The sequence below is a fragment of the Dactylosporangium sp. NPDC051087 genome (assembly GCF_055586325.1).
The window spans coordinates 216,876-240,766 of record NZ_JBVJIJ010000008.1; the positions used below are offsets into that span (position 1 = coordinate 216,876).

Here is a 23,891-nt window from a genome sequence, read left to right on the forward strand (position 1 = left end):
TGCAGGGTGGCGAAAGCTTCAAACAGGTGGAGACCCGTCGACCTGGCGCGGGCGCATGGGTTGTCGGCGCAGGCGGTGCGTAACTATGAGGCGGCCGGCATCCTGCCCGGGGCGGCGCGGACGCAGAGCGGGTATCGGGTGTATACGGCGGTGCACGCGGCGGCGCTCGACGCGTTCCTGGCGCTGGTGGCCGGGCACGGGCATCAGGCGGCGGCGGCGATCATGCAGGCGGTGACCCGGGATGCGGTCGGGGACGCGTTGCGGCTCGTCGGTGAGGGGCATGTGCAGCTGGTCGAGGACCGGCGGACGTTGCTGGCGGTCGAGGCGGCGACGGCGGAGTTGCGGCCGGTGGTGCAGGGGCGTGGGGACACGTTCGTCGGGCCGTTGTCGCGCCGGCTGGGGGTGCGGCCGGCGACGTTGCGCAAGTGGGAGCGGGCGGGTGTGGTGCGGCCGGGCCGGGATCCGCGGACGGGATATCGGGTGTACGGCGCCGCCGACGTCCGGGACGCGTTGCTGGCGCAGCAGTTGCGGCGGGGCGGGTATCTGCTGGAGCAGATCGCGGCGGTGATCGCGCAGGTCCGGTCGGCGGGTGGGATCGCCGGGCTGGAGGCGATGCTGGGTGACTGGCGGGCCAGGCTGGACGGGCGGAGCCGGGCGATGCTCGCGGGTGCGGCGGCGCTGCACGCCTATCTGTCCCTGTTGGAGGGCCCGTGAGCCGGCAACGGCAGCACGGCGGTGATCGTCGTTCCGGTGCCGGGGGTGCTGGTGACGGTGAGGTGGCCGCCGGCGGCCGCGACCCGGTCGGCGATGCCGCGCAGGCCGCTCCCCCGCCGGTCGTCGGCGCCGCCCGGGCCGTTGTCGGCGACGGCGACCGTGAGGCGCCCGCCGGGCACGGCAAAGGCGGGCGTGGAGGTGAGTGTGATGGTGGCGTGGGCGTGCGGGGCGTGGCGGGTGATGTTCTGCAGCGCCTCGGCGATGACGAAGAACGCCGTGGTCTCGACGGTGGGGTCCGGGCGGGTGGGGATGTCGGCGGTGAGGGTGGTGGGGACGGGGACGCGGTCCAGGAGGGTCTGCACGGCGACGACGAGGCCGCGTTCGGTGAGCAGGGCGGGGCGCAGGCCGCGGGCGAGGTCGCGCAGTTCGGCGAGTGAGTGCCGTAGCTGGTCGGTGGCGTCGTCGAGGATCGCGGCGGCGGGGCTGGTGTCCTCGACGGTGGCGCGGGCGGACTGCAGGGCCATGCCGAGGCCGATGAGCCGCTGCCGGGCGCCGTCGTGCAGGTCGCGTTCGAGGCGGCGGCGTTCCTCGTCGCCGGCGCGGACGAGGCGTTCCCGGGATGCGTTGACCTCGGCGAGCTGGGCGCGGATCTGGGCGGTGAGCCGGGCGTTGGTGAGGGTGAGCCGGGCGGCGGCGACCGCGGCGTCGAACAGTTGCGGGTCCTCGGCGCGGGTGGCGGGGTCGTGCAGGAGCAGGACGCCGTCGCCGAGTTCGGTCCGCGCTGCGAAGGCCGTGCCGTCGGCGTCGGTGCCGACGGCGATGCGGATGCGGGGGTCGCCGAGGACGGTGGCGAGGCCCGGCTCGAGTTCGTCGATCGGGGCGGACTGCAGGTGCAGCAGCAGGGCGGTGACGTCGGCGCGGGCGAGCCGGGACGCGAGCAGGCCGACGATCATGGCGACGGGCACCCAGAAGACGGTGAAGTGGTCGATCCAGTACAGCGTCCAGCGCACCGTCCGGTTGCCGGTTCCCGAGGCCTCGGTCGCCAGGCGTAGCAGGAGCACGAGGATCGGGCCGCCGGCCGCCCAGAGCACGGGTGCGTTGGCGCGTCTGCGGGCGGCGGGCATCCGGTGGTACCGGCGGATCAGCAGCCCCAGTAGTGCGGCGGCGAGGACGGCGGAGACGGCCTGCTCCCCCGTCTGGAAGCCGGCCGAGACGGTGGTGGAGGGGTGCAGCAGCAGCGGGTTGCCGGGGCAGCCGCCGGGGGCGCAGCTGCTGTCGAGGCCCGGTGCCGGGGTGACGAGGATGTATCCGACGCGCAGCAGCGGGGGCAGGAGCAGGGCCCGCATGAAGGCGCGTTCCCAGCCGGTCTCGGGGCGGCCGTCGGGGTACGTGAGCAGCGCCCACCCGAACAGGGCCCGGCTGACGGTGATGGACAGGTAGGACCAGACGAGCAGTGCGCCGCTGGTGTGCAGGCCGAGGCCGCTGCTGAGGCTGAGCAGGGCCCACAGGACGAGGACGGCGCCGACGCGGCTGTCGGGGCGGCGGGCCCATGCGGCGAGGCCGCCGGCGGCGACGACGGTCCGGCCGATGGTGATGACGGTGAGGCCGGCGACGGTGCCGGGCCGGTTGTCGGCGCCGTACACGCCGAGCTGGAACGCGACCGGTTGCGCGGCGGCGAGCGCGACGGTGCCGGCGGCTCCGGCGATCCAGCCGGCCCGTGCCCAGGGGGTCAGCAGCCGGAGCATGCCACAGAACGTAGTCATCGGATCGCCGGGTGCGCATCGCCGGATCGGTCAGCGCGGATGGCATCCTGTGGCGGTGAGCCTGCGTGTGGTCATCGCCGACGACTCGGTCATCATCCGTGCGGGGCTGGCCCGGCTGCTGGAGGCCGGTGGGGAGCTGCGGGTCGTGGGCGAGGCCGGGGACGCGGACGGGTTGTGCCGGCTGGTGGCGGCGGAGGGCCCGGACGTGGCGGTGGTGGACATCCGGATGCCGCCGACGCACACCGATGAGGGGATCCGGGCGGCGGGCCGGATCCGGCGGGAGTACCCGGCGACCGCGGTGCTGGTGCTGTCGCAGCATGTGGAGGTGGCGTATGCGATGGAGCTGCTCGACGAGGGCCGCACCCATGTCGGGTACCTGCTGAAGGACCGGGTCCTGGATCCGCTGGTCCTGCGGGACGCGGTGCGGCGGGTCCGCGAGGGTGAGGTCGTCGTGGACGGTGGTCTCGTCGACATGCTGCTCAACGGGCCGGTCGGGCTGCAGGTGCTGTCCAGGCGGGAGCGGGAGGTCCTGGCGTTGATGGCGGAGGGGCTCACCGACCGTGGTATCGCGGAGCGGTTGACGTTGTCGGTGAAGACGGTCGGTGCGCACATCCAGCGGATCTTCGACCGGCTCGCGATCCCCGACGCGCCGCATGACAATCGTCGGGTGCGTGCCGTGCTGTCGTACCTGCGGGCGGGGTGACCGGTGGATGATCTTCAGGCGTTGCTGGACGGGCAGCTCAGGTACTACCGGGCGCGGGCACCGGAGTACGACGAGGTGTACGCGGAGCGGTCGTTCCGGTCCCTGACCGGTCTGGTCGACGAGCTGCCGGTCGGCGGTGACGTCCTCGAGCTCGCGTGCGGCACCGGGCAGTGGACGGCCCGGCTGGCCCGCCTGGCGCGGTCGGGGGCCCTGCGGAGCCTGACCGCGGTCGACGGCGCTCCGGAGATGCTCGGCATCGCCCGCGGCCGCCTGGCGGCCGAAGGGCTCACGGCCACCTTCGAGCAGGCCGACCTGTTCACGTGGCGGCCTGCCAGGCGGTACGACACGGTGTTCTTCGCGTTCTGGCTGTCGCACGTGCCGCCGGCGAGGTTCGCGGCGTTCTGGGCCATGGTCGCCGACGCGGTGGCCGGCGGCGGGCGGGTGGTGTTCGTGGACACCGACGCCGGGGAGCGGGCGAGCGAGCGGGCGGCGCCGGGTGGGCGGGACACGGTCCTGCGCAGGCTGCGCGACGGCAGCGAGCACGAGGTCGTGAAACTCTTCCATGACGCCGCCGGGCTCGCCGCGGAGCTGGCGAAACTGGGGTGGACCGCACAGGTGGACCCCACCGGCGACGGGTTCATCAGGGGGGTTGCTACGCTCACGGACAGGTCGGCACGGGACTAGGCACCCTGCGCCGGCGCCGGTTCGGTGAGCGTGCTGGAGTCCGACCCAACACGCTCCCACCGCAAATTCCTCACATCCCGAGCGTCCCCAGCACCGCGTGCAGGGAGTCGGGCAACGTTCCCGGGTGCAGGACGCCGAGCCGCTGCGTGGCCCGGGTCAGCGCCACGTAGAGGTCGTTGGCGCCGCGCGGGGACTCCTCCACGATCCGCTCCGGGTCCACGACGATGACCCCGTCGAACTCGAGCCCTTTGCACTGCTTGACGGTGAGCACGACGACCTTCGCCGCCAGCTCCGGCTCGTCGCCGACGGCCGCGTCGGGCAGGACCTTGAGCACCGCCGGGACCAGGTCCGCGAACGACCCGGCGGGCAGGATGACGCCGAGCCGCCCGTCGCCGGCTTCCAGGGCCTCCGCGGTCGCGGCGTCGGCGAGCGCTTCGGGCATCCGGGAGGCGGCGACGCCGCGGAACCACGGGTCGACGCCGGCGGCGCGGACGGAGCGGGGTGGCTCCAGGTCGGGGTCGATGCCGGCGAGGACCCCGGCGGCGACCGCCATGATCTCCGTCGGGGTGCGGTAGTTGACGGTCAGCTCCCGCAGCCGCCAGCGGCCCGGCACGTACGGGTCGAGCGCGGACGCCCACGACGCGGCGCCGCCGAGGTCGCCGGTCTGCGCGACGTCGCCGACGACGGTCATGGAGCGGGACGGGCAGCGGCGCATCAGCAGCCGCCACGCCATCGGTGACAGCTCCTGCGCCTCGTCAACGATGACGTGCCCGAACGCCCATTTGCGGTCGGCGGCGGCGCGTTCGGCCGGGGTGAGCGCGGAGCTCTCGTCCTGCCGTTCGGCGAGCCGGTCGGCTTCGAGGAGGTCGGTGACGGACAGCAGCTCCGGGTCGTCCTCGTCCTCGACGTCGATGGACCGGGACCCGAACGCGATCTCCAGGGCACCCTCGGCGTAGGCGATCTGCCGTTTGCGTTGCCGTTCGGCGATGATCTCGCGGATCGTCTCGTCCTCGCCGAGCAGCTCCGCGGCCTCGTCGAGCAGCGGCACGTCGGCCGGGGTCCACCCGGACCGCGCGGACCGCTGCAGCTGCGGGGGCGCGCCGGCCGCGGTCAGCCGGCGCTCGGAGGCGAACAGCCCGGCGACGAGCTGCTGCGGGGTGAGGATCGGCCACAGCCAGTCCAGGGCGCCGAGAACCTCGGCCTCGCCGCGCAGCTCCCGGCGGATCTCGGCGAGGTCGGCCTCGTCGAGGATCTGCGGGTCGCCGGGGGCGTCGTCGCCGCCGAGGGGGTCGTCGGCGTACGGGTCGATGCCGATCGTGTCCGCGACCAGCAGCGACAACGCGTGGATGATCTCGGTGTCGAAGACGGGCCGGGCGAGGTTGTGCAGTTTCCCGGACCGGCGGGCCCGGTCGCGGGCGTCGGCGATCACCTCAGGGTCGAGCATGACGGCGGCGCCGTCGAGGATGTCGAGGTGGATCGCGACCGCCTCGTCGGGGACCCGTTGCCGGTCCTGGACGGCGGCGGCGAGGACGTCGACCATCTCCGCGCGGCCCTTGATCTCGGCGATGGCGGCGGGTTCGTCGGTGTGCGCGACGATGCCGGGGAACAGGTCGCCGAGGGTGCCGAGCAGGACGCCGGTCTCGGCGAGGGACGGCAGGACCTGCCCGATGTAGCGCAGGAACGTCGGGTTCGGGCCGACGATGAGCACGACCCGCGACGACAGCATCTGCCGGTGGGTGTACAGCAGGTACGCGGCGCGGTGCAGGGCGACGGCGGTCTTGCCGGTGCCGGGACCGCCCTGCACGACGAGGACCCCGCCGAGGTCGGCGCGGATCACGTGGTCCTGCTCGGCCTGGATGGTCTCGACGATGTCCTTCATCCGGCCGGTCCTCGACGCGTTCAGCGCCGAGAGCAGGGCGGCCTCCCCGGCGACGCCGTCGTGTGCGCCGCGGCCGGTGTGGTGGGCCTCGTCGAGGTCGAGGACCTCGTCGTCGATGCCGGTGACGGTGCGCCGTTCGGTGCGGATGTGGCGGCGCCGCCGCACCCCCTCGGGTGCGGCGGCGGTGGCCAGGTAGAAGGGGCGCGATGCCGGTGCCCGCCAGTCGATGAGCAGCGGCTCGTAGTCGTTGTCCTCGTCGAAGATGCCGATCCGGCCGATGTACCGGATCTCGTCGCCGTCCTCGAAGTCGAGCCGGCCGAAGCACAGGCCGTTCTCCACGGCGCTGTACTGGCCGAGCCGCTCGGTGTACAGCGCGGTGGCCGAGTCGCGGTGGGACCGGTCGGCTGGGGTGCCGCCGGTCTGCAGCAGCGCTCGTTGCAGTTGCCCGGAGGCGTCCTCCCGCAGCGTGTCGAGGTGCCCGTACAGCATCGTGAGATGCGCTTGCTCAGTTGCGAGCTCGGATGCGTCGGATGCGTTTGACAACCCGTCTCCAGTCGGCTAACATTTGGATCAGTCAGGCGCCCGAGGGCGCCTTTTTTGATGCCCGAACGCTCTACTGTACCGCTTAGCGGGACAGTCGGCGGTACTGCCGGATCGACAGTGGCACGAACACGGCCGTGAGCACCGCCGGCCACAGCAGGGCGGGCCACAGGTCGCCGCCGCCGGGGTTGCCGAAGAGGGCGCGGGTCGCGTCCGCGGTCGCGGACAACGGGTTCCAGTGTGACAGCGCGCCGAGCCAGGCGGGCATGTCCTGGGGTGAGGCGAGTGCGCTGGAGAGGAACGCGACCGGCCACACGAGGATCTGCACGGCGACGAGCAGCTGCGGGTTGCCGCTGAGCAGTCCGAGGTAGATGCCGAGCCACAGGACCGCGAACCGCAGCCACAGCAGCAGCCCGACGGCGGTGAGCGCCGCGGCGGGCCCCTCGTGGAAGCGCCACCCGACGGCGAGCCCGCAGCCGAGCATGACCAGCAGCCCGAGCGCGGAGGTGAGCAGGTCGGCGACGGCGCGGCCGGTGACCTGCGCCGACGGGGCCATCGGCAGGGACCGGAACCGGTCGGTGACGCCGCGGCCGGTGTCGGTGGCGATCGCGGCGAACGTCGACTCGACCCCGAACAGCATCGTCATCGCGAACATGCCCGGCAGCAGGTATTCGCGGTAGTCGCCGCCGCCGGCGACGCTCATCCCGCCGCCGAGGACGAAGCCGAACATCAGGACCAGCAGCACGGGGAAGAGCAGCATGACGACGATCTGCGCGGGTTGCCGGGCGAGGTGCTCGAGCTCCCGCCGCGTCATGACCCATCCGTCGTGCAGTGCCCATTTCACGGCATGGTTCATGCGGTCACCAGTTTCAGGAAGGCCTCGTCGAGGGTGGGGCGGCGCGTCGTGATGTCCGCGACGCCCGGCAGCGACGCGGCGAGGGTGAGCGCGGCGAGACGGTCGTAGACGGGGACGCTGATCCGGTTGCCGTCGACGAGGACCGGGCCGAGCACGGCGAGGCGGGTCGCGGCGTCGGCCGGGTCGCCGGTGGTCAGCACCTCGAGCCGGTCGGCGCCCTTGAGCGAGGCGGGGGTGCCGTCGGCGATGACCCGGCCCTGGTCGATGACGCAGATCCGGTCGGCGAGCTGGTCGGCCTCGTCGAGATACTGGGTGGTGAGCAGGACCGTGGTGCCGGCCGCGACGAGCCGGCGGACGGCGGCCCACACCTCGGCGCGGCCGTGCGGGTCGAGGCCGGTGGTCGGCTCGTCGAGGAACAGCACCTTCGGGGTGAGGATCATCCCGGCGGCGAGGTCCAGCCGGCGGCGCATCCCGCCGGAGAACTGCTTCGCGGGCTTCTCCCCCACGCCGGCGAGCCCGAACTGCTCGAGCAGCTCGTCCGCGCGGCGCCGGGAGGCGGGGAGGCCGAGGTGGCTGAGCCGGCCGAACATCACCAGGTTCTGCCGGGCGCTGAGCAGCTCGTCGACGGCGGCGTGCTGGCCGACGAGCCCGATCGCCGCCCGGACCTGGTGCGGGTGCCGGGTGACGTCGTGCCCGGCGACGGTCGCGGTGCCGCCGTCGAGCCTGACGAGGGTGGCGAGGATGCGGACGAGGGTGGTCTTGCCGGCGCCGTTGGGGCCCAGCAGCCCGTGGACGGTGCCGGCCTCGACGGTCAGGTCGAGCCCGTCGAGGGCCGCCTTCCCGCCGTACTGCTTGCGGATGTCACGCGCAACAATCACACTCTACAGTGTAGAGAGTTTCTGCCGGAGCTGCCACCCCGCCCTTCTCCGGTGCCGTGGGCGAGCGCAGGACCAGGGCCGCGACCGCGATCGACACCAGCAGCAGCGCCGCACCGATCGTGAACGCCAGCCGGTATCCGGCCGTCAGCGCGGCGGCCTCCGGGACGCCCGCGGCGAGCCGGGCGCCGGTGCGCTGCGCCGCGACCGTCGACAGGGCCGCGACGCCGAGCGCCATGCCGACCTGCTGCGTCGTGTTGAACAACCCCGAGGCCAGGCCCGCGTCGTCGGGACGGGCGCCGGACATGCCCAGGCCCGTGATCGCCGGCAGCGCCAGGCCACCGCCCGCGATGAGCAGCATCACCGGCAGCAGGTCCGGCACGAACCGCGCGTCGACCGGCAGCCGGGTCAGCCAGCCCAACGCCAGTACCAGCAACGCCAGCCCGGCGATGAGTGTGACCCGCTCACCGAACCGCGCGATGACCCGCGCCGACACGACCAGTGACACGACCGCGATCGACAGCGCCGCCGGCAGCATCGCCAGCCCGGTCTGCAGCGCGGTGTAGTGCAGGACGCGCTGCATGTACAGGGCGACCAGGATCTGGAAGGAGAACATCGCGCCGATCATCAGCACCTGCAGGACGTTGGCGCCCGCGACCTGCCGGGACCGCAGGACGCGCAGCGGCATCAGCGGGGTCCGCGCGGTGGCCTGCCGGGCGGCGAACCCCGCGAGCAGCAGCACCGCCGCGACCGCGGTGACCGCGCGCCAGGCGGGCTGCACCACCGCGGCGATGCCCGCCATCAGCCCGGCCGTGACGAGGAACGCGCCGAGCACGTCCGCGCCGGCCCGCGCCCCGAGACCGCGGTCCACCGGGACGAACCGCATGCCGGCCAGCGCGGCGACGCCGATCGGCAGGTTGATCAGGAAGATCCAGTGCCAGCTGAGCAGGTCGGTGAGGACACCGCCGAGGACCTGGCCGATGGAGGCGCCCGCCGCGCCGGTGAACGCGAACACCCCGAACGCCTTCGCGCGCGCGGCGGGCTCCGGGTACAGCGTGACGACGATCCCGAGGCTGACCGCGCTGGCCATGGCGCTGCCGGCACCCTGCAGGAAGCGGGCCGCGATGAGCATCCCCGGGCCGGTGGCGAGCCCGGCGAGGACGGACGCGGCGACGAAGACGACGGTGCCGGCGATGAGGACGCGGCGCCGGCCGAGCAGGTCGCCGAGCCGGCCGGACAGCAGCAGCAGGCTGCCGAACGCGATGAGGTACGCGTTGACGACCCACGTCAGCCCGGACGGGGTGAGGCCGAGGTCGGCCTGCATGACGGGCATCGCGACGGTGACGATGCTGCCGTCCAGGACGGTCATGAGCATGCCGGTGGCGAGGACGGCGAGCGCCGCCCCACGGTTCGAGGTCATGACCCGACCGTAGCAGATCGTCTGCTACGGAACCATATGCAAGAGACCTACTGTCGGGCCCGGCGCACCCCGGACGCCTCCGACGGGGTGGCCAGATGCCCCCCGGTGAGCCGGCCCAGCGCCCTGACCAGGACCTCGCGCTCCTCGCCCGGCAGCGAGTCCAGCGCCGCGGCGTGCACACCGTCGGCGATCCGCTGGGACCGGGCCGCGACCTCCGCACCGGCCGGGGTCACCGCGATGATCCTGGCCCGCCGGTCCGTGCTCGACGGGCGGCGCTCCGCATATCCCGCCTTCTCCAGGGCGTCGACGGTCACCACCATCGTCGTCTTGTCCATGCCGCCGATCTCGGCGAGCTGGATCTGGGTGCGCTCCGCGCCGAGGGCATGCACGAGCACGCAGTGCATCCGCGGCGTCAGCCCGATCTCGGCGAGCGCCGCGGCCATCTGCGTGCGCAGGACATGACTGGTGTGGTCGAGCAGAAACGAGAGGTCAGGCTCGACCCGTGGCGGAGCGGTCATGCATACGAGCGTAGCCAATGCGACCCGCAGCGGATGATCTGTCAGCAAACCGTCTGCGACGTCCCTACCCGCCGGTGCGGGCATACAGTGCGCGGGTGATCGCAGCGCGGTACCGCCTCGGCATCGACTTCGGCACCTCGAACACCGTCGCCGTCATCCACGAGGCGGACGGGCGCACCCGGCCGGTGCTGTTCGACGGGTTCCCGCTGCTGCCGTCGTGCGTGTGCGTCGCCCTCGACGGGCAGAGCCTCCTCGTCGGCCGCGAGGCGACGCACGCCGCCCGCGTCCACCCCGAACGCTACGAGCCGCACCCCAAACGCCGTATCGACGACGGCACCGTCCTGCTCGGCGACCAGGAGTACGCCACCGCCGACCTCATCGCCGCCGTCCTCACCCAGGTCAGGACCGAGACGATCCGCACCATGGGCGGCGACCCCGGCACCGTCGTGCTCACCTACCCCGCCGCGTGGGGCCCGCGCCGCCGCTCCGTGCTCCTCGACGCGGCCCGCCGCGCCGGCCTCGGCGCCCCGCAGCTCGTCCCCGAGCCGGTCGCCGCCGCCGCGTTCTTCGTCGCCGCGACCGGCGCCGCCGTCCCCGTCGGCAGCCGCGTCGTCGTCTACGACTTCGGCGCCGGCACCTTCGACGCGTCCGTCGTCACCCGCACCGGCACCGGCTGGGAGGTCATCGCCAGCGAAGGCCTCGACGACGCCGGCGGCCTCGACGTCGACAACGCGATCGTCGAATACCTCGGCACCGTCCTCGGCACCGCCCACCCCGACGCGATGCGCCGCCTCACCGGGCCGCAGACCGTCGCCGACCGCCGCGCCCACCGCAACCTGTGGCAGGACGTCCGCACCGCGAAGGAGATCCTGTCCCGGTCCGCGTCCACGTACATCCACGTCCCGCTCGTCGAACAGGACGCGCCGCTGGGCCGGGAGCAGCTGGAACGGCTCGCCCGCCCGGTCGTGGAGCGGACCGTCGCCCTGACCCGCCGCGTGTACGCCGCCGCCGACCCGGCCCGCCCTCTCGCCGGGCTGTTCCTCGTCGGCGGCTCCAGCCGCATGCCCCTCGTCGCGACCCTGCTGCACCAGGCCACCGGCGTCGCCCCGACCGTCCTGGAACAACCCGAACTCGTCGTCGCCGAAGGCAGCGCCAGGCCCCTCGCCACGACCGGAGCCCGGCCCGCTGCCGACGCGGCGGAGGTACGCGAATCCGCCGCCGGCCCGCTCTGGCCGTCAGCCGGACCCTCGCTCAGCAGCCCGCCGAGCGGCGCGCCCGCCCACCCGCCCCGTCCCACGTCCGCGACGCCGCCGGCCGTGTCCCCGGCCGTGTCCCCGGCCGTCCTTCACCAGCCGGGCCCGGTTCCAGCCGCCGGGCGGGTCTACGGCACTGCGGCCCCGGCGCCGCCCTCCGGCGGTGCGGACGCGTCCTCAGGTGCTTCAGCCGGCGCGGCGTTCTCGATCCCGCCGGTCTCCGGCCGGCCCGCCGCGAGCAGCCCACCGCCCAGCGCCGGCTGGGGCGTCTCCGGCCCGCCCGTCTCGGGCCCGCCGGACGCCGCCCGGCCGACCTCTACCCCACCCGACCAGTCCTGGCCCGACGACGCCCCCGCCTGGCCGGTGTCCCCCGCCGCGCCCGCCCACAACCCGGCCGGCCCGGTGAGCCCCGCCGCGTCCGCCTCGTTCGGCACCGGTGCGCCACCCGCATCCACCACCGACGCCGCGACCACCACCGCACCGCCGCCCGGCGCCGTCCGCCGGACCCTCGTCACGGGCGCGGTCCTGCTCGGCGCGCTGCTGCTGTTCGCCTTCCTCGGCCGCAAGGCCAACGAAGGCGAGTGGGGCCTGCCGTTCGACTTCACCGCCTGGCACTCCTGGATCGGCGAGGCCCGCACCTACCTGTACCCGGGGTTCGCGCTGTGGCTCGCCTACCTGTTCGCCGCCCCGGCGAGCCGCACGATCCCACGAGCCGTCGCCTATGGCGTGCTGCTCATCCCCACCGCGGCCCTGATGTCCGCGACGGCGACCGTCATCGGGTACGGCATCGGCACCACCGGCATCTTCGTCCTGCTCATCCTCACGCTCGTCGCCGCGGTCGTGCTGCTCGCCGCCCGCCGCCGCCGCGACGGCACCGAGGTGCACCCGGTCTTCGGCCGGGCCGACGCGGGTGGACTCCTGCTCGGCGGGCTCATCATGGTCCTCGCCGCGGTCACCGAGTACCGCTACCAGATCGAGTCCTTCGCCGACGGCTCGCTCGAGCTCGGCGCCGCCCTGCAGTCGATCACCGACGCCCCGGCGGCGTACTGGCTGCTGTACGGCGCCTCCGTCACCTTCGCGTTCGCCGGCCTCGCCGCCGCGACCGGCCGGCTCCTGGCGATGACCACCCCGGCGGTGACCAGGTGGCTGCCCCGCATCGCCGCGGTCGCGTTGCTGCTCGGCTCCCTGGTCACCGTCTCGGACATCGCCACCGGCCTGTTCGGCTGACGACCGGCCCCGATCACCCCGCCGCGGCGCAGTGGCGGGGGCGGTACGTCCAGCGGTACACCCACCGGGAACGGCGCGGGAGGCGGACGCGCCTGCCGAGCAGGGTGAGGACCAGGCCGATGAGGACGGCCCAGGTGCCCAGGGCGGCGATGGTGCCGACCGGCCCGCCGGTGAGCGGGAGCGACTCCGCGGCGCGGTGCACGGTGAGCGGGGTGGCCAGGTAGCGCGGGCTGTTGTCGACGGCGAGCCCCGCGGCGACCAGCGTGTGCCCGCCGTGCGGCAGGTCCGCCGGGACGACGACCAGCAGCGAGAACGTCCCGTCCGGGGCGGCGAACGCCGTGCCGAGCGGCCGGGGGGTCGAATACATGACGAGGTGGACGGCGGTGCCGGGCGAGTAGCCGGCGCCGGTGATGGTGAGGGCCGCGCCGGGCGTGGCGGTGCTGTCCGCGGCGACCCGCCCAGCGGCGGCCGGCGGCACCGACGCGGGCAGGAGCACGGGCGCCGGGTCCTGGATGACCGCGAAGGAGACCACCGCGTCCGGCGCGGCGGCGAACCGGTGGTCGCCGGGCTGGCCGGCGACGACCGAGCAGGCGCCGACGGCCAGGAGCGTCACCGAGGCGCCGGCGACCGTGCAGACGTCCGGGGTCGCCGACGACAGCGTCACCGGCAGCCCCGACGAGGCGGACGCCCGCAGCGGCACCGGCCCGTCCGACACCGCGACCGGCCCGGCGGCGGCGACCGTCACGGTCTGGGTGAGGGGCGCGATGCGCAGGGTGCGGGTGACCCGTCGGGCCTGGGACCAGTCGGCGTTGCCGGCCTGGTCGGCGCGCAGGACGCACGGGCCGGCCGCGACCGGTGTGACGACGAAACCGGAGACCGTGCAGACGTCCGGGGTGCCCGAGGACAGCGTCACCGGCAGGTACGACGACGCCGACGCCGTGACCGTCAGCGGGCCCGCGGCGAGGGACCGGTTCGCGGGCGGCGGGAGCGTCAGCCGCTGCGCGCCACGGGTGACGGTGAACGTGTGCGACACCGGCGGCGCCGCGGGCGCCGCCGCGGTCACCGTGCACGGTCCGGGGATCCGGAGCGTGACGACCGCGCCGGTGACGGTGCACACCCGGGGCGGGCCGGCGGTGAACGTGACCGGCGCGCCGGACGTCGCCGCGGCGTGCAGGGTGACCGTGCCGGCGGTCAGTGGTGCCGACGGCGGCGGGCGGAACGCGATCGTCTGCGCCTGGGAAGACGCCTGGGAAGACGCCTGGATCGTGGCGTCGACCGGCGGCGCGGGGTCCCAGCGGGTGTCGCCGGGTTGGGTGGCGCGCACGGCGCACGCGCCGGCGGACCGCAACGTGAGCAGGGCGCCGGTGACGGTGCACGCGCCGGTGGCCGCGTACGCGACGGGCAGGCCCGAGGTGGCGGCGCCGGTCAGGGTGACCGTCCCGGCGGCCGACCTGGGCGGGGCGGTGAACGTGATCTGCTGCGTCCCCCGCACCACCGGGAAGCTGACCGTGACGGCCGCCGCCGAGGTCGCCGCCCGCAGCACGCAGGTGCCGGCCGTGTGCAGCGACACGACGGTCCCGGCGACACCGCAGACACCGGCGTCGGCGCTGGTCACCGTGACCGGCAGGCCCGACGGCGCCGACGGGTGGACCGTGACCGTCCCGGCCGGCAACGCGACCCGGCCCGGTGACGGGAAGTCGATCGTCTGCGCGGCCGGCCCGACCGTGAAGCGGCGCTCGACCGGCGGCGCCGGGGAGTACCGGCCGTTGCCGCGCTGCACCGCGCGCAGGGCGCAGGTGCCGGCCCGTACGAGGGTCACCGTGTGGTCCTTGACCGTGCACACGTCGCGGCTGCGGCTGGTGAGCGTCACCGGCAGCCCGGACGAGGCGGCGGCGGAGACGGTGACCGTCCTCGACGTCAGCGGGGTGTCGGCGGGGCGGGGGAAGCGCAGCGCCTGCCCGAGGCGCGCGATGCGGAACGAGCCCGCCACCTGTCCCGCCGGCGCGAACGTGTCGTCGCCGTCCTGCGTGGCGTGGACGGTGCAGGTGCCGCCGCCGCGAAGGGTGACCGTGCCGGCCTTCACCGTGCAGGTGCGGGGGGTGGCGCTGCGGTACGCGACGGGCAGGCCCGACGAGGCGGTCGCCGTCAGCGGTACGGGGTCCGCGCCGATCGGCACGTCCGGCGGCGGGGTGAAGGTGATCGTCTGGGGGCGGCCGAGGACGGCGAAGGTGACGCTCGCCGGTTCCGCGGCGGCGAAGGACGCGTTGCCCGGCTGCGTGGCGCGGACCGTGCAGCGGCCCTGGCGGTGCAGGGTGACCACGTCACCGGAGACGCCGCACACGGTGTCGCTGCTGCTGGTGTACGCCACCGGCAGCCCGGACGACGCGACGGCCGCGACGGACACCGTGCCGGCGGTCAGCGGCGTGTCGGGAACGGCGTTCCAGGTGATGCGTTGGGTGGCGAGCTCCGCCGCGGCCGCCGGTGGCATCGTCGCGCCGGCCGCCGTCAGTACCGCCGCCGCCAACGCCGACAGGGAACGCGCCTGTCTTCGTCTGATCAGCCTGCTGAACGCCGCCATCGCGGTCTCCCCCGTCCGTCTCCGGTCGCAATCGGAGACCGTAACGCAGGGTCACCAGGCGGTTACCTGGAATCAGGGGGACTGCTCCTGAAGGAACGGCAGCAGGGCGGCGTGGACGGCGTCGGGCTGCTCCAGGTTGACCATGTGCCCGGCGCCGGGCACCACGGTGGCGGGGCCGAGCAGCCCGGCGGCGCGGGCGATGTCGTCGCTGTCGTGCTCGCCGCGCAGGACGAGCGTCGCGGCGGTGAGCTCGTGGAGGCGGCCGATCGCGTCGCGCTCCAGCATCGCGCCCTGCTGGCGGGTCGCGTGCAGGCGGACGTTGCCGGCGGCCATGTCCGCGCACCGCACGCGCACCGACTCGGGCACTTGCGACGGCGTGCGGTGCGGGCCGTCGACCCAGGCGCGCACGAACGCCTCGACGAACGTGGCGTCGTCCCGCGCCCCGGTCAGTTCGGCGTTGCGGGCGAGGATGTACGGGTCGGTGAACGGCATCCCGCTGATCCCCGGCGACAGCGCGCACAGCGCCCACACCCGCTCCGGCCGGGACACGGCGAAGTCGACCGCGATCCTGGCGCCCATGGACAGCCCCACGAGCGCGACCCGCTCGTGGCCGAGGGTGTCGAGCACGCCGGCGAGGTCGTCGTCGTGGCGGAAGTCGACGGTGGCGGTGCTGGACCGGCCGTGGGAGCGGGCGTCGACCCGGATCACCCGGTGCCGCGCGGCGAGGACCTCGAACTGGTCGTCCCACATCCGGCAGTCGAGCAGCCCGCCGTGCAGCAGCACCACGGCGGGCCCGTCGCCGGCGGCCTCGTAGTAGAGCTGCCCGCCGGCGACGTCGATGTGCCCGGTCCCCATCATCAAAGGCTAGTCGCCTCAGATGAACTGTTCTCCCTGTTCGGCCTTGCGCAGCAGCAGCGCGGGCGGCTCGAAGCGGGAGCCGTAGCGGGCGGCGAGCTCGCGGCTGCGGGCGATGAAGCCGTTCAGGCCGCCGTCGTACTGGTTGATGTACTGCAGGACGCCGCCGGTCCAGCCGGGGAACCCGATGCCGAGGATCGAGCCGACGTTGGCGTCCGCCACGCTGGTGAGGACGCCCTCGTCGAGGCACTTCACCGACTCGAGGGCCTCGGCGAAGAGCATCCGCTCCTGCATGTCGGCGAACGGCACGTCCGTGCCGGCCTTCGCGAAGTGCTCCTTGAGGCCCGGCCAGAGCCGGTCGCGCTTGCCGTCGACGTACTCGTAGAAGCCGGCGCCGCCGGAGCGCCCCGGGCGGCCGAACTCGTCGATCATCCGGTCGACGAGCGCGTCGGCCGGGGTCGGGGTCCACGCGTCGCCGTAGGCGAGCCGGATCTTCCGCGGCAGCGTGAGGGTGAGCTCGTCCATGAGCGCGAGGACCGCCGCCGGGTAGCCGGCCTGCAGGCTCGCCTGCTCGATCGACGGCGCGGCGACGCCCTCGGCGAGCATGAGCAGCCCCTCGCCGGTGAACGTGCCGATGACCCGGCTGGTGAAGAACCCGCGGCTGTCGTTGACGACGATCGGGGTCTTCTTCAGCTGCCGAACCACGCCGAGCGCCCGGTCCACGGCGGCGTCGGAGGTGGCGGCGCCCTTGATGACCTCGACGAGCGGCATCTTGTCCACGGGCGAGAAGAAATGCAGCCCGACGAAGTCCTGCTGGCGGGTCACGCCCTCGGCGAGCGCGGAGATCGGCAGCGTCGAGGTGTTGGAGCACAGCAGCGCGTCCGGTGCGACGACGTCCTGGACCTCGGCGAACACCTTGTGCTTGAGGCCCGGGTCCTCGAAGACGGCCTCGATGACGAGGTCGCAGCCGGCGAGATCGGCCGGGTCCGCGGTCGGCGTGATCCTGGCGAGGATCTCCTTACCGGGCAGGAACGTCTTCTTCGCGAGGATCTTCGCCGAGTACTGCTTGCCGCGTTCGGCGGCCTCGACGGTGACGTCCTTCAGCAGCACCTGCATGCCGGCCTTCGCGCACACGTAGGCGATGGCCGCGCCCATCATGCCGGCGCCGAGGACGGCGACCTTGGTGAAGGGTGCGGCGTTGGTCCCGCGGGAGTTCGCCTGCTGCAGGTCGAAGAAGAAGGCCTTGATCATGTTCTTGGCGATCTGGCCGGTCGCGAGCTCGGTGAAGTACCGGCCCTCGATCGTGAACGCGGTCGCGAGGTCGACCTGGGCGCCTTCGACGGCGGCGGCGAGGATGTTGCGCGGCGCCGGGTAGGGGGCGCCCTTGAGCTCCTTGCGCAGCGTCGCCGGGAACGCGGGCAGGTTCGCCGCGAACGACGCCTGCGCCGGGGTGCCGCCGGGGATGCGGTAGCCCTTCACGTCGTAGGGCTGCACGGCGCCCGGGTTGGCGGCGATCCACGCCTTCGCCCGGTCGAGGAGCTCCTCGCGGGGCGCGACCTCGTGGACGAGGCCGGCGTCGAGGGCCTTGCCGGGCCGGAGCCGCTGACCGCGGAGCAGGACGGTGAGCAGCGCCTGCGCGATGCCGAGCAGCCGCACGGTCCGCACGACCCCACCGGCGCCGGGCAGCAGCCCGAGGGTCACCTCGGGGAAGCCGATCTCGACGCGGGCGTCGTCGGCGACGATGCGGTGGTGGCAGGCGAGCGCGATCTCCAGGCCGCCGCCGAGCGCGGAGCCGTTGACTGCGGCGACGACCGGCCGGCCGAGCGTCTCCAGGCGGCGCAGCAGGCCCTTGAGGTGCATCGAGGACGCGTAGATCTCGGCGGCGTGCTCGGGGCCGAGGCTGCCGAGGCGCTGCAGGTCGCCGCCGGCGAAGAACGTCTTCTTCGCCGAGGTGACGATCACGCCCGTGATGTCGGCCTTCTCGGCCTCGAGCCGGTCCACGGTGGTGGTGAGGTCGGCGGTGAACGCCTCGCTCATCGTGTTGGCGGAGTGCGCCGGGTCGTCGAGGGTGAGGACCACGACGCCGTCGTCGCCACGGTCCCAGCGGATCGTGTCGGTCATTGTCTGTTCGCCCTTCAGATTCGCTCGACGATGGTGGCGATGCCCATGCCGCCGCCGATGCACAGCGTGGCCAGGCCGTACCGCAGGCCGCGGCGGTCGAGCTCGTCGACGAGGGTGCCCAGCAGCATGCCGCCGGTCGCGCCGAGCGGGTGACCCATCGCGATGGCGCCGCCGTTGACGTTGACCTTCTCCAGGTCGAAGTCCAGGTCCTTGGCGAAGCGGAGCACGACGGCGGCGAACGCCTCGTTCATCTCCACCAGGTCGATGTCGCTGGCGTCCAGGCCCGCCTTGGCCAGGGCCTTGCGGGTCGCGGGCGCCGGCCCGGTCAGCATGATCGTCGGGTCCGCGCCGCTGACGGCGGCGGCGACGATCCTGGCCCGCGGCGTGAGCCCGGCCCGCGCCCCGGCGGTCTCGCTGCCGACCATGACGAGCGACGCGCCGTCGACGATGCCGGAGGAGTTGCCGGCGGTGTGCACGTGCTCGATCCGCTCGACCCAGTGGTACCGCTGCAGCGCGACGGCGTCGAACCCGCCCAGCTCACCGATCGTCGCGAACGACGCCGGCAGCGTCCCGAGCCCTTCGAGGGTGGAGGCCCGCAGGTGCTCGTCCCGGTCGAGGACGACGAGGCCGTTACGGTCCCGCACCGGCACGACGGACCGGTTGAAGTAGCCGCCCGCCCACGCCTTCGCCGCCCGGGTCTGCGACTCCAGGGCGTACGTGTCGACGTCCTCGCGGCTGAAGCCCTCGATCGTCGCGATCAGGTCGGCGCCGATGCCCTGCGGCACGAACCGGGTCTCGTAGTTGGTCTCCGGGTCCATCGCCCAGGCGCCGCCGTCGGAGCCCATCGGCACCCGCGACATCGACTCGACCCCACCGGCGAGGACGAGGTCCTCCCACCCGGCGCGGACCTTCTGCGCGGCGATGTTGACCGCTTCGAGGCCCGACGCGCAGAACCGGTTGAGCTGCACCCCGGCGACCGTGTCCGGCAGCCCGGCGGCGATCGCGGCGGTCTTGGCGATGTCGGACCCCTGGTCCGCGATCGGGGAGACGACGCCCAGGACCACGTCGTCGATGTCGGCCGGGTCGAGCCCGGGATAGCGGCGGCGCAGCTCGTCGATCAGCCCGACGACCAGCGTCACGGGCTTCACCCCGTGCAGGGAGCCGTTCTGCTTGCCGCGGCCGCGCGGGGTGCGGACGGCGTCGTAAACGAAAGCCTCAGTGCTCACCTACCCGAGAGTAACTTGCCGCTGGGCGGCACGGTACCCCGACCGCTGGCATCGCCTTGCGAGAATGTCCACATGTCCCGCCGGGCCGCTGTCATCCTGCTCTGGGCCGCCGGTGCCGCCTCCGTGCTGGCACTGGCGGCGACGGCGCTCGCCGTGGCCCGGTTCGCCGCGTTCCACCCCCTCGCGCACCCGTTCCCGGTGCTCTTCGTCGCGGCCGTCGTGGCGATCGTGGCCGTGCACCGCCTGATGCCCGAGGGGACGGCCCGGCTGCTGACCCAGGTCGGCGCCGGCGCGCTCGGCCTGGGCGTCGGCGTCACCGGGCTGCTCTGGCTGCGGTTCGGTGAGCTGCTCGCCCCGCAGGACCCGACGGTCGTCGCCACCGGAAGCGACGTGCGGGTCGTCGCCTGGCACGACGAGCTCGACAACGAGGTGATGCTGCGGCTGCGCTCCCGGCACGGCCTGCTCAGCCGCGACGGCACCGCCGACCTGGCCCGCTTCGACAAGCGGTGGAGCGCCGGCGCCGCACCCACCGACCGGCACTTCGCCTCGGCCACCGTCTCCGGCGACACGCTCATCGCCCGCTCGACCGACGGCCAGGAGTGGCGGGTCACCTTCGACCCGTCGACGCTGCGCCCGACCGGCCCGATGATCGACCGGCGCGCCCCCTACTCCGACTGAACGCCCCACTCGTCGAGGACCTCGGCGGTGTGCTGTCCCGGCAGCGGCGGCGGCCCGGTCAGCGTCGCCTGCGTCGTGGAGAACCGCGGGGCCGGCACCGGCTGCACGACGCCCAGGTGGTCGGCGAACGTGCCCCTCGCCCGCAGGTGCGGGTCCTGCGGTGCCTCGTGCAGCGACAGGACCGGGGTGACACAGCCGTCCCCGTCGTGGAACAGCGCGGACCACTCGTCGCGGGTCTTCGTCAGGAACACCGCGGCGAGCCGCTCCCGCAGGACCGGCCACTGGCTCACGTCGAGCTGGTCCGGCAGGCCGGTCAGGCCCAGGGTCGCGACGAAGGTCGCGTAGAACTGCGGCTCGAACGCGCCGACGGCGACGTGCCCGCCGTCGGCGGTCTCGTACACGTCGTAGAACGGCGCCCCGGTGTCGATGATGTTGACCCCGCGCCGGTCCTGCCACAGGCCGACGGCCAGCATGCTGTGCAGCATCGTGGTGATGTGCGCGGCGCCGTCGACGATGGCCGCGTCGACGACCTGCCCCTGCCCGGTCCGCTCCGCCTCGCGCAGCGCGGCGAGGACACCGACGACGAGGTACATGGCGCCCGCCCCGAAGTCGCCGAGCAGGTTCACCGGCACCTGCGGCGGCCCGCCGGCCCGCCCGAGCGGGTGCAGCGCCCCGGACAGCGCCAGGTAGGTGATGTCGTGCCCGGCGGTGCCCGCCCTCGGGCCGTCCTGGCCCCAGCCGGTCATCCGCCCGTACACGAGCGCCGGGTTGACCGCGCGCACCTGCTCGGGCCCGACGCCGAGCCGCTCCGCGACCCCCGGCCGCCAGCCTTCGATCAGCACGTGCGCTTTGCCCGCCAGCTCCAGGACCGTCCTGACCCCAGCCGGGTCCTTGAGGTCGACGGCGACGGACCGCTTGCCCCGGTTGAGCAGGTCGGTGGCGGCCGGCGGCGCGATCGGCGACCCGGGGCCGACCCGGTCGACCCGCACCACGTCGGCCCCGAGGTCCGCCAGCATCATCCCCGCGAACGGCCCCGGCCCGATCCCGGCCAGCTCCACCACCCGCACACCCCGCAAAGGTCCACTCATGGCACGTAGTTTGCACCCTCGGTCTGATTTCCCTTCGAAGGTGTTGCGTGGATGGGCTCGGGCGCCCATGAGCAATGGTGCAGAAAAGTAATATGAGCGCGGTCCGGTGAAACGCGCCGGCATCAAGGGAGAGCAATGGGATGAGACCACTCCGGTATTCGATCAACGTCACACTCGACGGCTGCTGTCATCACGAGGCGGGACTCCCACCGGACGAGGATTCGATGCGCTACTGGACCGCCGAGATGGAACGGGTCGACGCCCTGCTGTTCGGCCGAGTGGCCTACGGGATGATGGAGTCGGCGTGGCGGCGGCCGGCCACGGGCACGTGGCCCGACTGGATGGGTGCGAAAGAGGTCCCGTTCGCCGAGGCCATCGACCGGGCGAAGAAGTACGTCGTGTCGAGCACCCTGGACGAGGCCGATTGGAATGCCGAGCTGGTGCGGGGCGACCTCGGGGAAGCGGTCCGGCGGCTCAAGGACGAGCCGGGCGAGGGCCTGTTCGTGGGTGGCGTCACGCTCCCCCTGGCGTTGGCGGATCTGGGACTGATCGACGAGTACGTGTTCGTCGTGCAGCCGGTCGTCGCCGGGCACGGGCCGACGCTGCTCGCCGGTCTGCGCGAGCGCATCGAGCTCGAGCTCGTGGACCGCCAAGAGTTCCGGTCGGGTGCGACCGCCCTGCGGTTCCGGCCCGCGAAAGCGACCGCCTGAATCGACGGGCGCCGATTCCACCGGGGGAATCAGGCTGAGAAAGGGCTCAGGTCGGCTCAGGGAAGTCACAGTGGCCGATGGTGAGCTGTCCCCATGGGACGGGGACGCTCGGTAGCGGGGTGGACGGCGGTGGGGGCGGCGGCGGTGTACGTCGCCCTCAAAGGCAGCTGGGTCGCCGGCGGGATGTTCGGGGTCGAGGACCTCGGGGAGATCACGCGCGGCGAGTGGGCCTTCGACAACCTCGTCACCGGCGGGCTGGCGGTCGTCGGGGTCGGGGTGGCCCTCGCGGCGATCCGGCCCTGGGGCATGCGGGTCCCGGTGTGGCTGGTCGCGGTGCCGATGTGGGTCGGCGCCGGGCTGCTCGCGCCGTTCGTGGTGCTCATGCCGGCGGGCGCGGCGCTGCAGGCCGCCGGCTGGTGGGACCCGCCGCCACCCCCGGACGGCGATCCGACGCTCGAACCGTGGACGTTCGTCGTCGTGTACGGCAGCTTCGTCGTCCTCGGTGCCGCGCTGGCCGTGGCGTTGGTGCTGTACGCGCGGGACAGGTTCCGGCCCGTGGTGGAAGGGACGGTCGGGCAGGCGCCCCGGGGCCTGACGCACGCCGCGCAGGTGCCCCTCGCCTGGGTGGCCGCGGTCATCGCGGCGGGACTGGCGGTGCTGCGGCTGTCATGGGTCGTCGGCGGCACCGCCGGGCTCCGGCCCGGCAGCGGACGCGACGCGTGGCTGCGGCTGCAGGACACCGTGACGGCCGCGCAGTTCCTGTGCGCCGCGATCGGGCTGCTCGTGCTGGTGCACCGGTGGGGGCCGCGCGGGCGGTTCGCGGTGCCGCTCGTCGCGACCTGGCTCGGGGCCGGCGGGATGGTCGCCGGTGGGTTCCTGAGCATGCCGGCGATCCTGGCCGGTGAGCGGTGGACGGCGCAGGGGCAGACGTTCGCCGGGTACGCCACCGCCACCTTCCTCACCTGCGTCGCCGGGGCGCTGATCAGCGTCGTCGCGCTGTTCCTGCTCGTCGAGCGGGCCGGCACCACCAAGCGCGCGGGTCAGCAGGTACCGCTGCTCGACCCGGTTCGTGGTGAGCCTGGCGGCGGTCCGGTACCAGCCGGCGGCCAGCGGGGAGCCGGACATCGCCAGTAGGTGCGCGCGGACGGCCGCCGGTCGGTGGCTGCGCGCCAGCCGCGGGTCACCGGCGACGGTGTCCAGGACGGCGAGCCCGGCCGCCGGCCCGTGCACCATCGCCTCGGCCACCGCCCGGTTCAGCGTCACGACCGGGCTGTCGTCGACGAGCGACAGAAGCCGGTACAGGCCGAGGATCTGCCGCCAGTCGGCCGGCGCGGTCGCGTGGACCGCGGCGATCGCCGCCTGCAGCTGGTAGGAGCCGGGCGGCCCGGCCCGCAACGCCGCGGCGGCCAGGTCGCTGCCCTCCGCCACCAGCGGCCGGTCCCACAACGACCGGTCCTGCGCGTCGAGGGGCACGAGCACCCCGCCGGCGGTACGCGCGGCGCGGCGGGCATGCGTGAGCAGCATCAGGGCGAGCAGCCCGGCGACGTCGCCGCGGTCCGGCAGGCGGGCGTGCAGCATCCGGGTCAGCCGGATCGCCTCGGCGGCGAGCTCCGCCCGGTCGAGCGTGTCACCGGCGGTGCCGACGTAGCCCTCGGTGAAGATGAGGTACAGCACCGCCAGGACGACGTCCAGCCGGGCGTCGAAGTGCTCGGGGAGGCGGAACGTCGCGCCCGACTCCCGCAGCTTCGCCTTCGCGCGGCTGATCCGCTGCGCGACGGTCGCCTCCGGGGTGAGCAGCGCGCGGGCGATCTCGGCGGTGCTGAGACCGCCGACGGCGCGCAGGGTGAGGGCCAGCTGCGCGGACGGGTTCAGCGCCGGGTGGCAGCACAGGAAGAGCAGCGTCAGCGAGTCGTCCTGCTCCCGCACCGCCACCGGCACGGGCGGCTGCCAGGCGGCCTCGCGGCGGGCGCGGGCCTGCTCGCTGCGCAGCAGGTCGACGAGGCGGCGCGACGCGACCCGGATCAGCCAGGTGCGCGGCTCGTCCGGCACGCCCTGGACGGGCCACTGGGTGGCGGCGGCGAGCAGCGCCTCCTGGACGGCGTCCTCGCAGGTGTCGAAGTGCCCGTACCGGCGCACGAGCGCGCCGAGCACCTGCGGGGCAAGGTCCCGCAGGTGCCCGGACGTCACGGCCGGAAGCCCAGCC

19 protein-coding genes are annotated in these 23,891 nt (G+C 74.0%); 6 read left to right on the plus strand and 13 right to left on the minus strand.

Translation table 11 applies throughout. The features are described 5' to 3' along the window. The first annotated feature begins 6 nt into the window (after window positions 1-6). Window positions 7-714, plus strand: coding sequence for a TioE family transcriptional regulator (locus ACZ6TV_RS17455; protein WP_465298202.1), 708 nt, complete (start codon window positions 7-9; stop codon window positions 712-714). On the opposite strand, the gene ACZ6TV_RS17460 is transcribed toward ACZ6TV_RS17455, so the two are convergent. Further along, window positions 687-2,459 carry a sensor histidine kinase gene (locus tag ACZ6TV_RS17460; protein WP_465298203.1) on the minus strand — a complete coding sequence of 591 codons (1,773 nt, stop codon included), beginning with the start codon at window positions 2,457-2,459 and terminating at the stop codon, window positions 687-689. The two genes, ACZ6TV_RS17455 and ACZ6TV_RS17460, sit on opposite strands and share 28 nt — an antisense overlap. Before the next feature lie 73 nt (window positions 2,460-2,532). Between ACZ6TV_RS17460 and ACZ6TV_RS17465 the strand changes: the two genes are divergently transcribed. Further along, window positions 2,533-3,180 carry a response regulator transcription factor gene (locus tag ACZ6TV_RS17465; RefSeq protein ID WP_465298204.1) on the plus strand — a complete coding sequence of 216 codons (648 nt, stop codon included), beginning with the start codon at window positions 2,533-2,535 and terminating at the stop codon, window positions 3,178-3,180. 3 nt (window positions 3,181-3,183) lie between these two features. Next, window positions 3,184-3,864: a class I SAM-dependent methyltransferase gene (locus ACZ6TV_RS17470; RefSeq protein ID WP_465298205.1), complete on the plus strand. Its 681-nt coding sequence runs from the start codon at window positions 3,184-3,186 to the stop codon at window positions 3,862-3,864. A gap of 70 nt (window positions 3,865-3,934) precedes the next feature. On the opposite strand, the gene ACZ6TV_RS17475 is transcribed toward ACZ6TV_RS17470, so the two are convergent. From ACZ6TV_RS17475 to ACZ6TV_RS17495, 5 genes are all read right to left on the minus strand, one after another. Then, window positions 3,935-6,232, minus strand: a complete 2,298-nt coding sequence (locus ACZ6TV_RS17475) for a HelD family protein (RefSeq protein WP_465298206.1) — start codon at window positions 6,230-6,232, stop codon at window positions 3,935-3,937. A 136-nt stretch (window positions 6,233-6,368) separates the two neighbouring features. After that, a complete protein-coding gene (locus tag ACZ6TV_RS17480; protein ID WP_465298207.1) occupies window positions 6,369-7,139 on the minus strand; it encodes an ABC transporter permease in 771 nt (256 codons plus the stop codon). Beyond that, window positions 7,136-8,017, minus strand: a complete 882-nt coding sequence (locus ACZ6TV_RS17485; RefSeq protein ID WP_465298208.1) for an ATP-binding cassette domain-containing protein — start codon at window positions 8,015-8,017, stop codon at window positions 7,136-7,138. Before ACZ6TV_RS17485 ends, ACZ6TV_RS17480 begins: the two co-directional genes overlap by 4 nt. Then, window positions 8,001-9,434, minus strand: a complete 1,434-nt coding sequence (locus ACZ6TV_RS17490; RefSeq protein ID WP_465298209.1) for an MFS transporter — start codon at window positions 9,432-9,434, stop codon at window positions 8,001-8,003. Before ACZ6TV_RS17490 ends, ACZ6TV_RS17485 begins: the two co-directional genes overlap by 17 nt. A 47-nt stretch (window positions 9,435-9,481) precedes the next feature. Continuing rightward, a complete protein-coding gene (locus tag ACZ6TV_RS17495; RefSeq protein ID WP_465298210.1) occupies window positions 9,482-9,952 on the minus strand; it encodes a MarR family winged helix-turn-helix transcriptional regulator in 471 nt (156 codons plus the stop codon). Between the two features lie 95 nt (window positions 9,953-10,047). Here ACZ6TV_RS17495 and ACZ6TV_RS17500 point away from each other — a divergent pair, with 95 nt between their 5' ends. After that, the gene (locus ACZ6TV_RS17500) at window positions 10,048-12,432 is read left to right on the plus strand and encodes an Hsp70 family protein (protein ID WP_465298211.1); all 2,385 of its coding nucleotides are present in this window, start codon (window positions 10,048-10,050) and stop codon (window positions 12,430-12,432) included. A gap of 13 nt (window positions 12,433-12,445) precedes the next feature. Here the strand turns inward: ACZ6TV_RS17500 and ACZ6TV_RS17505 are convergent, their stop codons facing one another. The 4 genes from ACZ6TV_RS17505 to ACZ6TV_RS17520 all read right to left on the minus strand — a co-directional run bounded on the left by ACZ6TV_RS17505 (window position 12,446) and on the right by ACZ6TV_RS17520 (window position 19,212). Continuing rightward, entirely contained in the window at window positions 12,446-15,010 is a 2,565-nt protein-coding gene (locus ACZ6TV_RS17505) for a hypothetical protein (RefSeq protein ID WP_465298212.1), read from the minus strand. A gap of 72 nt (window positions 15,011-15,082) precedes the next feature. Further along, window positions 15,083-15,865: an alpha/beta fold hydrolase gene (locus ACZ6TV_RS17510; RefSeq protein WP_465298213.1), complete on the minus strand. Its 783-nt coding sequence runs from the start codon at window positions 15,863-15,865 to the stop codon at window positions 15,083-15,085. A gap of 18 nt (window positions 15,866-15,883) precedes the next feature. Beyond that, the gene (locus ACZ6TV_RS17515; protein WP_465298214.1) at window positions 15,884-17,986 is read right to left on the minus strand and encodes a 3-hydroxyacyl-CoA dehydrogenase NAD-binding domain-containing protein; all 2,103 of its coding nucleotides are present in this window, start codon (window positions 17,984-17,986) and stop codon (window positions 15,884-15,886) included. Between the two features lie 14 nt (window positions 17,987-18,000). Then, window positions 18,001-19,212, minus strand: coding sequence for an acetyl-CoA C-acetyltransferase (locus tag ACZ6TV_RS17520; RefSeq protein ID WP_465298215.1), 1,212 nt, complete (start codon window positions 19,210-19,212; stop codon window positions 18,001-18,003). A 72-nt stretch (window positions 19,213-19,284) separates the two neighbouring features. Here ACZ6TV_RS17520 and ACZ6TV_RS17525 point away from each other — a divergent pair, with 72 nt between their 5' ends. Then, the gene (locus ACZ6TV_RS17525) at window positions 19,285-19,890 is read left to right on the plus strand and encodes a hypothetical protein (RefSeq protein WP_465298216.1); all 606 of its coding nucleotides are present in this window, start codon (window positions 19,285-19,287) and stop codon (window positions 19,888-19,890) included. Here the strand turns inward: ACZ6TV_RS17525 and ACZ6TV_RS17530 are convergent. Beyond that, window positions 19,878-20,978: a CaiB/BaiF CoA transferase family protein gene (locus ACZ6TV_RS17530; RefSeq protein ID WP_465298217.1), complete on the minus strand. Its 1,101-nt coding sequence runs from the start codon at window positions 20,976-20,978 to the stop codon at window positions 19,878-19,880. The two genes, ACZ6TV_RS17525 and ACZ6TV_RS17530, sit on opposite strands and share 13 nt — an antisense overlap. Before the next feature lie 140 nt (window positions 20,979-21,118). On the opposite strand from ACZ6TV_RS17530, the gene ACZ6TV_RS17535 reads away from it, so the two are divergent. Next, window positions 21,119-21,688, plus strand: a complete 570-nt coding sequence (locus tag ACZ6TV_RS17535) for a dihydrofolate reductase family protein (RefSeq protein WP_465298218.1) — start codon at window positions 21,119-21,121, stop codon at window positions 21,686-21,688. A 65-nt stretch (window positions 21,689-21,753) separates the two neighbouring features. Here ACZ6TV_RS17535 and ACZ6TV_RS17540 read toward each other — a convergent pair whose 3' ends face one another. Beyond that, complete coding sequence (locus tag ACZ6TV_RS17540) at window positions 21,754-22,374, minus strand: hypothetical protein (RefSeq protein ID WP_465298219.1); 621 nt, start codon at window positions 22,372-22,374, stop codon at window positions 21,754-21,756. Then, the gene (locus ACZ6TV_RS17545) at window positions 22,355-23,875 is read right to left on the minus strand and encodes an RNA polymerase sigma factor (RefSeq protein WP_465298220.1); all 1,521 of its coding nucleotides are present in this window, start codon (window positions 23,873-23,875) and stop codon (window positions 22,355-22,357) included. The genes ACZ6TV_RS17540 and ACZ6TV_RS17545 overlap by 20 nt, the downstream gene beginning before the upstream one ends. Between the last annotated feature and the right edge of the window lie 16 nt (window positions 23,876-23,891).